Source organism: Spirosoma profusum, assembly GCF_014699005.1.
Lineage (GTDB): Bacteria > Bacteroidota > Bacteroidia > Cytophagales > Spirosomataceae > Spirosoma > Spirosoma profusum.
The window spans coordinates 57820-70882 of sequence record NZ_JACWZY010000006.1 but is presented as its reverse complement, the minus strand read 5'-3'; the positions used below and the strand labels follow the sequence as shown (position 1 = coordinate 70882).

Annotated in this window: 10 protein-coding genes; 4 read left to right on the top strand and 6 right to left on the bottom strand. The window is 50.7% G+C overall.

The window, feature by feature from the left end:
* Positions 1 to 87 precede the first annotated feature (87 nt).
* Together IC229_RS09225 and IC229_RS09220 are read left to right on the top strand one after the other, a co-directional pair.
* Complete coding sequence (locus IC229_RS09225; protein ID WP_190886679.1) at positions 88 to 975, top strand: YicC/YloC family endoribonuclease; 888 nt, start codon at positions 88 to 90, stop codon at positions 973 to 975.
* Between the two features lie 100 nt (positions 976 to 1075).
* Entirely contained in the window at positions 1076 to 1711 is a 636-nt protein-coding gene (locus IC229_RS09220) for a DNA-3-methyladenine glycosylase (RefSeq protein WP_190886678.1), read from the top strand.
* An 80-nt stretch (positions 1712 to 1791) separates the two neighbouring features.
* Here IC229_RS09220 and IC229_RS09215 read toward each other — a convergent pair whose 3' ends face one another.
* Positions 1792 to 2502 (bottom strand): GNAT family N-acetyltransferase, encoded by a 711-nt coding sequence (locus IC229_RS09215; protein WP_190886677.1) that lies wholly within the window; start codon positions 2500 to 2502, stop codon positions 1792 to 1794.
* Positions 2503 to 2887: 385 nt separating this feature from the next.
* Between IC229_RS09215 and IC229_RS09210 the strand changes: the two genes are divergently transcribed.
* Both IC229_RS09210 and IC229_RS09205 read left to right on the top strand, forming a co-directional pair.
* The gene (locus tag IC229_RS09210; protein WP_190886676.1) at positions 2888 to 4219 is read left to right on the top strand and encodes an MFS transporter; all 1332 of its coding nucleotides are present in this window, start codon (positions 2888 to 2890) and stop codon (positions 4217 to 4219) included.
* Positions 4220 to 4341: 122 nt separating this feature from the next.
* Positions 4342 to 5139 (top strand): ion transporter, encoded by a 798-nt coding sequence (locus IC229_RS09205; RefSeq protein WP_190886675.1) that lies wholly within the window; start codon positions 4342 to 4344, stop codon positions 5137 to 5139.
* Between the two features lie 91 nt (positions 5140 to 5230).
* Here IC229_RS09205 and IC229_RS09200 read toward each other — a convergent pair whose 3' ends face one another.
* The 5 genes from IC229_RS09200 to IC229_RS09180 form a co-directional block, all read right to left on the bottom strand.
* Entirely contained in the window at positions 5231 to 6547 is a 1317-nt protein-coding gene (locus IC229_RS09200; protein WP_190886674.1) for a hypothetical protein, read from the bottom strand.
* Between the two features lie 41 nt (positions 6548 to 6588).
* Entirely contained in the window at positions 6589 to 7401 is an 813-nt protein-coding gene (locus tag IC229_RS09195; protein ID WP_190886673.1) for a carbohydrate ABC transporter permease, read from the bottom strand.
* Between the two features lie 83 nt (positions 7402 to 7484).
* Positions 7485 to 7925 (bottom strand): hypothetical protein, encoded by a 441-nt coding sequence (locus IC229_RS09190; protein ID WP_190886672.1) that lies wholly within the window; start codon positions 7923 to 7925, stop codon positions 7485 to 7487.
* A complete protein-coding gene (locus IC229_RS09185) occupies positions 7922 to 11038 on the bottom strand; it encodes a fibronectin type III domain-containing protein (RefSeq protein ID WP_190886671.1) in 3117 nt (1038 codons plus the stop codon). Before IC229_RS09185 ends, IC229_RS09190 begins: the two co-directional genes overlap by 4 nt.
* Before the next feature lie 18 nt (positions 11039 to 11056).
* Positions 11057 to 13051, bottom strand: a complete 1995-nt coding sequence (locus tag IC229_RS09180; protein ID WP_190886670.1) for a fibronectin type III domain-containing protein — start codon at positions 13049 to 13051, stop codon at positions 11057 to 11059.
* Positions 13052 to 13063: the final 12 nt, after the last annotated feature.

The following is a 13063-nucleotide window of genomic DNA, read 5'->3' as shown; positions in this document are numbered from 1 at the left end:
ACTGTCTCTGCAACTTTATAACTTTACAACCTTATAACCACGATGCCGGGCCACCATAACTCTACAACATTATAACCCAATTACCTGATGCTTAAATCAATGACCGGCTTTGGCAATGCGACCGTAGAAGCTGGCGGATTGGCGGTTACCGCCGAAGTGAAAACCCTGAACTCTAAATTTTTAGATATTTATTGTCGGATTCCGCGTCAGTTTTCGGATAAGGAGATCGAATTACGGGCGATGCTTACGCATCAACTGGAACGGGGAAAAGTAGAGCTATCACTGAATCTGGCTCGCACGCAGGCAGTACGTCCCGGCGTTGTGATTAACCGTTCGTTGGTGACGGCTTACGTACATGACTTGAAGGAAACGGCCAATTCCATGCTGATGAGCATTCCCGATGGCGAAGTTTTTCAGTTAGCGCTCCAGCAACCCAACGCTTACCTGACCGAATCAGCCGACCCTGGAGCTGACGCTTCCGACTGGGCAACGTTGCAGGCCGCAGTACAGGAAGCCATTCGCCGTTGCATTGAATTCAGGACGCAGGAAGGAGCCGTATTGGAAGGAAAGTTTCAGGAATACATCCAGATTATTTCCGACCGGCTGGCCGACGTAGAAGAACAGGATGTTAAGCGTATACCCGCCGTCCGCGAACGGATGCGTAATTCTGTGAAAGAATTGCTGGAAAACGATACGTTCGACCAGAATCGGTTTGAACAGGAACTGGTTTACTACGTCGAAAAATTCGACATTTCCGAAGAGAAAGTCCGCCTGAAAAATCACCTCAGCTATTTTCTGGAAGTGCTGTCGACCGAAGAAGCTAACGGTAAGAAACTCAATTTCATTTCCCAGGAAATCGGTCGTGAAATCAACACGATTGGTTCCAAGGCCAACGACGCCACCATTCAGCGTTACGTTGTGCAAATGAAGGACGAGCTCGAAAAAATAAAAGAGCAAACGATGAATGTGATCTAAGTTATAGAGTTGTAATGTTATAGGGTTGTAAAGTTGTTGGACTGTTATACATCAACTTCACAACCCTATAACATTACAACTCTATAACTTAGAATCATAAATGACTGTCTTTAATCAGAACTTTTACGAAAAACACGATACGCTAACCTTGGCTCAATTACTGCTGGGTTGCGAACTTGTGCACCAGTCGTCGGAGGGCACGACGGCGGGTATTATCGTAGAGACGGAGGGCTATCTGACCGGCGATCCGGCCTGTCATGCGTATCGCCGGAAAACGACACGTAACGCGGCTATGTTTGGGCCAGCCGGTACGTTATATGTCTACCAGATTTATAATCACTACAACTGCATCAACGTAGTGACAGGGCCGGAAGGTATTGGTGAGGCTGTTTTGATACGTGCCCTTGAACCAACCGAAGGCATCGACATAATGGCGCTACGTCGGAATGACGCATTTAAAACAGGATTCGAGCGATACCGAAATAATACAATCGACCCAGGAACAGCCGCCGGGCAGCGAAATTTATGCAATGGCCCTGGCAAGCTCACTATTGCGATGGGCATCCGTCGCGACCGGGATAATGGAATTTCTTTAACCTCGGGCAATTTATTGATTCGCGGCCCAGTCTTACACGATTTCGATATGGTAACCACTACACGTATCGGTATTACCCAAGGTGTCGATTTGCCGTATCGGTACTACGTTAAAGACAATCGCTACGTTAGTAAAAAATAAGAAAGAGCACGTAATGAGAGTTAGATTTTCTCACTACGTGCTCTTTGATTTATTGACGAAACCAAACACTTGACTACGTATCAGGCCGGTTCCAGTTCACGCTCGGGGCGGTGTACGCGCGAACGCTCGGTTGGATTCAAACGTAGCAGGATACGTTTTTTCAGGCGCATCCAGCGTTCATAAAGCTTCGATTCTTTCAGGAAATTCCACTTTTCGTCTTTCTCTTCCTTCTTGTGCTCTTCCGGATCGTAAAGCATACCCGTGCAAAGGCAGTGTTTCCGGTTGGTGCGGCTCAGAATATCGAAGTTGGCGCAGGTCTGGCAGCCTTTCCAGAAGGCTTCATCACCGGGCAGCTCACTCAACGTAACGGGTTGATAGCCAAGATCTGAGTTAATCTTCATAACCGCCAGACTCGTGGTGATGCCGATAATTTTGGCCGTCGGGAACATCGTCCGCGACAGTTCAAAAGCTTTGGCTTTGATGCGGGTTGCAATACCACTTTTGCGGTAATCAGGATTCACGATCAGGCCGGAATTCGCTACGAACTTACCGTGTTCCCAGGTTTCGATGTAACAGAATCCAACCCACTCGCCAGCCAGGGTTGTAGCTACAATAGCTTTCCCCTCCAGCATTTTTTCCATGATATAAATAGGCGAACGCTTGGCAATACCGGTTCCCCGTGCTTTCGCACTTTCTTCCATCTCGTGGCAGATGGTTTCGGCCAGCCGCAGGTGGTTTTCGTTGGCTACCTGAACAATATATTGATCGTTGACTACTTCGGGCTTAATCATTGTCGTGTATCGGGCGGTTGTGAAGCCGCAGAAACGGACCGGGGAGCCGTTGATTACAGCGTAATCCCCACTGATTGGTGTTGTGAATAAAAACGAGAAAATTAGCGGAAACGTCTACCACATAGGCAAACAAACACAAATAGTCCTTTCGGACCTAAACCGAAATGGCGTAGTATGGAAGAACGTCGGTATGTAAACGAGCTTTGCCATTGGTTTTTGTGCGAAAACGGGGACAATTTTAGAGAGATTATCCCGGTCTTGCAATACCATAACGGTTTTTTTTCAGGATAGTTCGCCAACGGTCAAAACATAATTATTAATCTTTAAGTCCTATACGTTCAGACGTCGTCCAGGGATTTCGTCACTGGCCGACATTGCTCAACGGATGAACCCTTCTTCCCTTTCTGGACGTTCCTGGCTGGTTCTCAGTGAAAGTCAGCTGCTACGTTACGTCGCCTTTTTTTACCTATACGTCATGCAGGGGATTCCGGCGGGTTTTGCACTGACCGCCCTGACGAATTACCTGACGGCCGAAGGCGTGAATCCATCCTCAATCGGTTCGTTTGCGGCTGTTGTGGGCTTGCCCTGGGCGTTTCAGTTCGTTTGGGGGCCCGTTATTGACCGGTTTCAGCAATCGGCAATGGGGCGACGAAAACCCTGGGTACTAGGCGCTCAGTGTCTGGCATTTCTGGCCTCACTCGGCATTTTATTTGTGCCGAATCCGATTGGTAACGTAGCGACGCTGGCCTGGTTTTTCTTCGGCCACAGCGTTTTTGCGGGTATTCAGGATGCCAGTGTCGATGCAATGGCGATTAGCATCATACCCCATTCAGAACGAGGGCGCGTGAATGCGTTTATGCGAGCCGGGTTTCTGATTGGCACAGGTGTAGGCGCGGCCGTTTTCTCACAAATTTTGCGGACGAACGGATTTCAGGCTGCGGCCCTGACGCAATCGCTTTGTTTGCTTTCCTTAACCGTACTTACGTTTTTCATTCGCGAACGACCTCAAGACCAGCTCCTGCCCTCTTTCGGGAGAAAAAGTGTCAGTATATTTCACCCAATTCCCGCAAAAACAATCACTGCTGGCAATACATATCCGACCGATTTCCGGTGGCTATTTATCGAACTGTTTCGGGGCCTGTTTTCTCGAAATAGTTTGTTATTATTTGGATCGGCGGTTGCGGCTTACATCAGTATCAGTCTGTTTCTCAGGGCCTATAATTACCATTTGATTCAAAAACTTGGCTGGTCCGATACGTCGGTGTCGCTGCTGACGGGCACGTATGGAATGATTGTTGCTACGTTGGTGGCCCTTGCCGGTGGATTCGTAGCCGACCGGATTGGCCCAAAACGTTTGCTGGTTTTTGTGCTGGGCCTGGTTGCTACGTATCTGCTCACATTCAACAGCTTATCCGAATTTTGGACTCGTCACGACGTAGCACAGATGGGGTTGGTATCGCTGTATTTTATGGACCCAAGTATCAGTGTAGCCGCCATGCCTGTGCTGATGACATTGTGCCGCAAAGGGGTCGAAGGTTCTCAATTCACTACGTATATGGCTTTTGTGAATCTTTCGGATATTGCCGGGTCGTATCTGGCGGGCCATGCGCTCAACTACGTTCAGGTGCCTACCATTGGCCTGTTTGCGGGTGGGCTGGCACTGACTGCTACGTTGGTTACATTGATTATACTACGTCGACAGGGTACTAATGTATGATATAGGATATATGGTGTATGATGTGATCGCTACGACATTAACATCATACATTATTCATTTTTCCTTATACATTGTTCATTTACTAAGACTACGTAGTTTGCAGTACTTACTGCACTACGTTTATGCACTCCCTCCGTAAATATCTGTATAGCATTCTCGAAACCTCGGCAGGAAAACGCCGGGGTGCCAGCCTGGTTTTCAACCTCACGCTCAGCTCGATTATTACGTTGAATGCCCTTGCGATTGTTCTGCACACCGTACCGGAATACAATCGACGCTTTGCCCGACTTTTTTATGATTTTGAGCTGTTTTCGGTGATTTTCTTTACTGCCGAATATTGGCTGCGGGTCTGGGTTTGCGTAGAAAACGAGAAATACCATCATCCGTTCTGGGGACGATTAAAGTACGTTTTCTCAACCGCAGCCATCATCGATTTTCTGGCCATTTTCCCGTTTTACTTCTCGCTGTTCGCCACCGATTTGGCTATTGTCAGGATTCTGCGCTTGTTCCGTATTTTCCGGCTGTTCCGCATCTCGCGTTATTCGCACGCCTTTCGGATGATTCAGAGTGTGGTTTCCGACAAAAAAGAAGAGTTGATTCTAAGCACTACGCTCGTCGTTTTCATGCTGATTATCGTATCGAGTGTCATGTACTACGTTGAACACACGGCTCAACCCGACCAATTTTCGAGTATTCCAGCCACGATGTGGTGGGGCGTTACGGCTATGACAACGGTTGGCTACGGGGATATTCACCCAATTACGCCATTAGGAAAACTATTGGGCGGTATTTCAGCCATCGCTGGTATTGGCCTGTTTGCCTTGCCGACGGGTATTCTGGTGTCTGGTTTTAACGAACATATCCGCAACCGGAAAGGTCATAACCGACGTGTTTGTCCGCACTGCGGGAAAGAGATTTAACCTACGTAAAGGCATGCCGTGTCTCCTGACCGGATGGTTTTAGTTAACGTCTGCAATTGCTGACGCACACGAGACAGGGCATGCCCTGTTTCTACCTGTACCTTTCCAGCGCCTTCATCGCTTCCGGATATTGCTCGATACGTTGGAACGCCCAGAGTGCCTCAATCGTTGACTCTGCCCCTGAATTTCGGTTTACCTTCCCGTTAGCACCAATGCCATCGTATCCTCGTCCGGTCGTCTGATCGTACATGACGGTGTTGGCTACGTTTTTTCCCAGAAACCAGCTTGCTAGTTTACCAGCCATGTCGGCGTATTTGGATTCTTTAGTCTGGTCGTAAGCTTCCAGCGTGGCCCAAATCATTGGCCGAATGCCATAGGCAATCTGCGAAAAACGGCTGGTTTTCACAGCTTTAATTTCGCTGTCTACTTTCTCTATTTCAAAAGATTCCAGAAATCCATGCTGTATCAGGTACGGATAAAAATTGTCGATTTCACGCTTGGCGGCCGCAATCCAGGCGGGTTTGTTCAACGCCTTTCCGGCACGTAGCAATACGTACGATTGATCGCTGGCGTAAGCGTGCCAGTTGTTTTCAAAGCACAGAATAGCGCCGTACGGATATTTTCTGGCGTCGCCGTACTGCATGGCCAGAATACCTTCGCCCAGTTGGTCAATCAGTTTCAGTACGTCGCTGCTGGGTGACTGCTGGTAGAGATTAGTCAGGCTAATCAGCATGATAGCCGCCTGATCTGAACCCGACCCGAAAGGTAACCATTTAGGCACTTGAATACCTTTGATAGTTGTATATAATTTGGCTTGACTCCCAAAGTCACGTAGCAGGTTTGACGTTACGTTCTTCACTGCCAACTGAATACGTCCGGCCAGAACGGAGTCGTTTTTCTGATAATACGGATAAGCTTCGGTCAGCAGCCACATGGCCCGCCACGACCAGAAATTCGGCTCGGCTACACTGGTCCGAAAGGTTTTGTTGATGGTGAAATCATGCCAGAGAAAATTATAAAAGTACCCCGCGCCGGCGTTTCGGGTTTCGGCCTGTAGTTGAAGCACAAACTGGGTCATCGCCCGTAATTTGGTTTGCTTGTCATTGGCTGTTGCCAGGTCGGGTTCGTGCAGAAGCAGCAGGGCGGCCCGTGCTACGTCGTCGATGCAGGTGAAACCTTCATCTGCATCGGTAACCAGATGATAATCCGGAGCTTCACTATAAATGGCTATCGTTCCGACTGTAGCGCCCGTCGAAGCCATTTTAACCGTTTGATAAAGTCGGTCCAGATGCGCCAGATTGACGTAACGTTTGGCTGGTACAGATAGCTGTGCAACAGAATCTGTAATTAAAAATGTTGGCAGCAGAATTTGCAGGGACAGCAGGTAAAAAAAAACTATTCGATTCATGAAGGTACTCGATAAATGTACCGCGGAAAGTCCACGCTACGTTAGTCTTTCATGCCTGAAGACGCCATACTGCGGATGAAATGTTTCTGAAAAAATAGATATAAAATCACAATCGGAATGGCCAGCATCACTGCAGCCGCGATTTTCACACCTAGTTGTGCGTCAGCTCGTCCACCCACCGAAAACAGGGTCACTAACTGAGGCATGGTCATGGTCGCTTCGTCGCGAATAACGATCAGGGGCCAAAGCGCTTCGTTCCATATGCCCATGAACGTCAGAATAGTAATGGTCAGTACGGTTGGTAATACGTTTGGTACGAGGATATGAAAAATGATACGTAGCTCACCAGCACCATCCATTCGGGCGGCTTCGATCAAGGCTTCGGGAAGGCTTTGGAACGCCTGTCGAAACAGAAGTACCGACAACGAATTGAGCGCAAACGGCACAATCAGGGCCAGATACGTATCAACCCATCCCAGTTTCACCATGGTGATGTAGTTGGGAATCAACGTAATCTGAAACGGTAACGTCATTGAAAAGATGATCAGGTAGAAGATCAGGTCACGCCCTTTAAAACGATGCCGTGCCAGGGCATACCCGACCATCGCTCCCGAAACCAGCACCAACGTAGTGGTCAGCACGGCCACGAACACACTGTTCAAAAACGCCTTATCGAGCGGAATTTTTGTAAAAACCGTTACATAGTTATTCCACGTAAAATCTACAGGCAACAGAGTCAACTCCCCCAATCCGCGCTCCGACGACAGCGACGCACTCAACATCCAGATAAACGGATAGATGAACGACGTAGCGGCCAGTATCAGAAGCGTGTATTTCAGGATGCTCCGACTCATCAGTATCTCACGTTAACAATTCAGGCCAAGATACCTAAATCAATCGTAATGATGGTTCGGGTGAAGATATTGTTTTTTATGACTTACTCTGGTATCAACCCGTATTGATTGACTGTATTTCCCGTTTTACGGCTTTCGGCAGTACGTTCCAGATTTAGCGACGAACCGTCGGCGTCTGACAAAATGAAATATTCGATCATACCGCCCGTATTAGTTGGCTTCGGCGTTAAGTCCGACAAAATCAGGCGTTTGTTGTCAGTTGACACGGTCCAGGTGCCGGTGATGGTACGGCCATCCACATCTTTCAGAATGACCTTACCCGGCTGGCTCAGATCGAGCCGGAAATTCGTATAACCCGGTTTGATGTTCGACGTAGCACCGAGCGTAAAAACCAGTACGTCCGCTTCTTTCACGGTATTGGCTTTCCATATTTTACTGACAAGATCTGTAATGGGCGTAACGGTTTTGGGCTGACAACTACTCAGACCGATGAGCAGAAAAAAGAGAAGGCGTAGATTTTTCATGGTAGTATGATACGTTTGGTGAATAGCCGTCCATCGGCCACAATAGCGAGTACGTACAGGCCCGATGGCGGCTGTGTTAGCGAGTAAGACCAGGCATCGGTTGTACCAACCCGTCGATTATCAGCGAGTTGAACCCGGCCATCCAGGCTGTGTAATTGAACCTGCGCCGGAACCGACCGATACCACTCAGTACGTATCTGTAGGGTACGATTCTCGACAAAAACCTGCGTCTGCGTAATCCATTCGTCTTCCACGCCAATGACAACCTCTTCAATCCGCGCCGATGCTACGTTCGAGTAGTTCGAGTTTCCGGCAGCATTGGTTGCCCGAATGCGGAAGTAATACGTAGTGAACTCCTGCAAACCCGGATCAACATAATTGGTCTGTGCGGCTGGCACCTGTTTGATTTCCACAAATGGGCCATTCGGATTTGTAGACCGCTCAATACTAACCGTTACAGCTTTCGGCGAAACGGCAGCCCAGTTCAGTTGAATCTGGTCATAATCCGACACCTTGGCAGTTAGACCCGTTGGCGTGACTGGCGGAGCTAAAGGCGTAGTGGCGCAGGCAGGTTCTGTATAGGCTGATGGTCCGGCCGCATTCACGGCTCGAACCCGGAAGCAGTACTGCGTGGCATCCGTCAGGTTTTTGACTTCGTAGGTCGTCGCATTCGCGGGCAGGGTTGCGATTTTCGTGAACGTACCGGTAGCGCTAGTACTTTGTTCGACCTCAAAACCACTCTCATTCGCCGACAAATCTGCCCAGGCCAGATTAATTTGCGTGGGCGATGCTGGAGTAGCCGTCAGGCGGGCCGGGGCCGCGGGCGGTACGTCAGGCGTAGCCGAGCACGCTACGTTGGAATACGCCGATGCGCCAATGGTATTTTTAGCCCGAACCCGGTAGCAATACGTTGCCGCAGGCGTTAATCCCTGATCCTGATACGTGGTTGTATTGGCCGGCAAATCGGCAATTTTCGTAAATGGTGCCGTAGCACTGCTTGCCCGTTCAACCTCAAAACCGGTTTCATTGGCCGATTGGTCGGCCCAGGTCAGGTTGATTTGTGTAGCCGAGCCGGGTGTAGCGGTCAGATTCGCGGGAGCTGCTGGTGGCACATCGGGAGTGGTCGCATCCGCTACGTTCGAATACGCCGACTGCCCAGCCGCGTTGATTGCCCGAATGCGATAAAAATAGCGCGTATTCGGTGTCAGGCCGATATTCTGAAACGACGTAGCGTTTGCGGCTGCATCCCCAATTTTCGTCCAGCCCGTATTTCCATCGGCGCTACGTTCGATTTCGAAACCCGATTCGTTATTTGATAAGTCGGCCCAGACCAGATTAATCTGCGTGGCCAAAGCCGCTGCTGCCGTCAGACGAGCGGGTGCTGCTGGTGGCGCATCGGGTGTGATCGCATTTGCTACGTTGCTATATGGCCCGTTTCCGCTGGTGTTGGTAGCCCGTATTCGGTAAAAATAACGTGTGTTCTGGCTCAGGTTTTTGTCCTCATACGTAGTGACGTTACCAGCTACACTGGCAATCTGCGTCCAGCCATCGTTGCCATTTGGACTCCGTTCTATAAGAATGTTCGTGGCATTAGGCACCGCCGTCCACGTCAGATTGATCTGCGTAATTGAGACCGCCGTAGCCACTAAATTTTGTGGCGCTGCGGGCGGACCAACGGGCGTAGTGGCATCTGCTACGTTGGAGTACCCCGACGAACCGGCCGCATTAACGGCCCGAATACGATAGTAGTAGCGCGTCTGCGGTTGCAAATTTTTGTCTTCGTAGCTCGTTGCATTCGCCCCAACATCGGCGATTTTAGTGAAGCTCGTCCCGTCGGTGCTACGTTCGATTTCAAAGCGGCTTTCATTATTACTCAAATCGGCCCATTGCAGGTTAATCTGGCTGAACGTAACGGCGGTGGCAGTCAGGCGAGCGGGGGCTGCGGGTGGCGTATCAGGCGTAGTGGCATCTGCTACGTTTGAATAAGGACCGGGACCACCGCCGTTGACGGCACGTAGTCGATAGTAATAGCGCGAATTTGGTGCTAGGTTTTTGTCTTCGTAGCTGGTGGCGTTGTTAGCTGGGTCAGCAATTTTAGCCCAGTTATTTCCATCGGTGCTACGTTCGAGTTGATAGCCGGTGATGTTGGCTACACCTGTCCACGACAAGTTAATCTGCGTAGTTGAAGCGGCCGCAGCAACCAGATTCTGGGGCGCGCCGAGGGGTGGCGCCTGCGTAGTCGCACACTGAATATCTGTATAGCCGCTGTTGCCCGCGCCATTGACAGCCCGAACCCGATAGCAGTATTGCGTGCTGGCCGACAGGTTTTTATCCTCGTAAGACGTAGCATTCGCACCTACATCCGCAATTTTCGTAAACGGTGCCGTAGCACTGCTGGCCCGCTCAATCTGGAAACCTGTTTCGTTATTGCTTACATCGGCCCATTGCAGATTGATTTGACTGCTGGATACAGCCTGTGCCGCAAGTCTAGCAGGGGCTGCTGGCGGAGCTTGCTGGGTGGTGGCGCAGGCTATGTTGGAGTAACCGGCGGTTTCATAACTGGCATCATACTGTACGCGGTAGCAGTATTCCGTACCCGGCGATACGCTGTTATCGGTATACCCTGGCCCAGACGTAGCGATGCGGGTGAAGTTGCCCGACTGTCCTGTCCGGCGTTCGACGAAATAAGTACCTTCCTTAACGACATCAGTCCAGGCGAGCTGAATCGAGGTAGTGCCTTTCGACGTAGCAGTCAGCGTATTGACAACGGGAGGTACAGGATACGTAGTGACAAAAGCTACATTCGAGTAGTTCGATGTGCCGGTAGCGAATTTAGCCCGTACCCGAAAGTAATAGAGCGTAGCGGGCGATAATCCCGTAACCGTAAATGAAGGTGTATTCGCGTTGCCATCGGCAATTTTGGTAAAGGTCCGATTATCGGTACTGCGTTCAATGTCAAAACCGGTTTCGTTGGAAATGTTGTCGGTCCAGGTGAGCCGGATCGACGTGCTGTTCTGGGCTGAAGCTGCCAGATTGGTAGGCGCGTTAGACTGACCCAGTACTGACAAATGCAGTAAAATTGGGAACAGGAGCAGAAAAAAGTACTTTTTCATAGTCGATGAAGGTGTGACTTAGTTACTGGCTTTCGCCTTGACAATTTCGCTACGTAGCTGCCGTCCCGTCTGGCTCACGGCCACCACTGCGATTTCGTAGTCGGAGCCGTTTTCCCAATCGGTGAGTACGGCCTGTGATTCGGCCAGCAGAGGAGTTACGGCCCGAAACGTTTCGCCAGCGTCGCGGGCCAGTACGCGGTATCCCGCAAAATCAGTCGGCTGCTGGGTACGATTCCAGCTTACGGTTAGGCGCTTGCCCCGCTCATCCAACTGCACATTTACATTGGCAGGTGTCGTAAGGCTATATTTACCAATAAGCTGTACCAAACGCGGAATCGACGGTTGCGACGTATTACCGGTGCTGTCGACGGCCTGTATAGCGTAGCGATACGTACCACTCGCTACGTTCCGATCCGAAAACCGGTTGGCGGAAGTGCGACCCACGATCTGATACGTTGGTTTGGCGTCGTTCTCATTCTGGCGTAATACGTGGTAGACGCGCACATCCTCCGACGACGATGCCTGCCAGATCACCTGCACCGAATCACCCGTGGCCGTGAGGGTTTGCAGATGGGGTGTAATCGGTGGGCGACGGTCGGGCAGACGTACCGTCAGCAGGGCGGGCTTACTTTCGTTACCCATTTTATCGACCGCCGTTACACGGTAGTAGAACGCGTTGCGGTTGTTACGTAGCAACGTATCGCGGTACGTAGCCAGCTTGTGCGGAGCCAGTTGCAACTGAGCATAATTGTCATCGCTTTGAGTCAGGCCACGATAGACGAAATACCCGGCGAGGTCCGATTCCGTATTACCCTTCCAACTTAGCCGAACGTGGCCTGTCGTATCGGTTTGCGCTACCAGACCGGTGGGCGATGCAGGTGGAGTCAGGTCGGGATGACTGACCTGAATGGGCAACGTATTCGCGCCGTTACCAGCCTGATCTTCGGCCCGGAGGTAGTAATAATATGTGCTTCCTTCCAGAGCCGTTTCGTCAGTGAACGTTGTATCGGTTGTAGCCAGCAGGCGGGGTAGTACGGGCTGAAACGGTTTCTCCATCGACGTACTGCGGAACAGCCGATAGCCAATGCAGTCACGAGCAGGCGAAGGGGTCCAGCCAAGCCTCACCTTTCGGTTATCGATGCGGCCGCTCAGGTTCGTTGGTCCGGCAGGTGGGTCCATGTCTTTGATCGTGAGCCAGACGGGCTGACTCAGTTCGCCGGGATTTACGAACGGATCGAGCGCGGCAATGCGGTAATAATACGTTTCGCCGACACGCAGCGTGCTGTCAGTATCGGTAAACTGGGTAGAAGGCTGCTTACCGCCCTGCGCGTCGATGACGATTACAGGCTGCTTATTGATTTTCTCATCCATGCCACCCGTTCCACGCCGACGATATACGTTGTAAGCCAGCACATCGGGCCGGATGGTCCAGTTTACGGCCACGCGTCGGGTGCCTTCCTGCTTTAGTTTAAGGCCAGTAGAGGCCGCCAACGGCTGGTAGTTGCCAGCGCGTACGGGTGCGCTGACGGCCCAGCTATATTCTTTACCCTTCAGTATGGCACTGATGGCGTATTCGTAAGTCTGGCCTGCCGTCACGGTTTTATCGGTATAGTACACGCCCGCGGCCTGGGCAAACTCGTTGCTGATGGTAGCATTCATGCTGAACAGTTGCAGATACAGGCGGGCATCAGCTTTGGCTTTCGGACGCGCCTGTATATAAGCCAGGTAGTTTTTCTGAGCGTCGGCAATGGCACCCGACGCGCCAGGCTCAGGAGCCACAATACCCTGCAACGGTTTTACGGTCAGTCGTTTAAATACCTTTTCACCTACTAACCGACGTAATACGTGGTATTGGACGGTAGGCGTTGGCACCCCAATAATCCACTTAACCTGAATGGCATTTTCATTCCTGACCGGTTGAGCATAGGCCCGCAGGAGTTTGGAATTTTGAGCGACGGCCAGCGGTGTGTAGCATATAGCCATACAGAGCAGGACAATTGATGTAGTTTTCATCGTGTTTTCTAG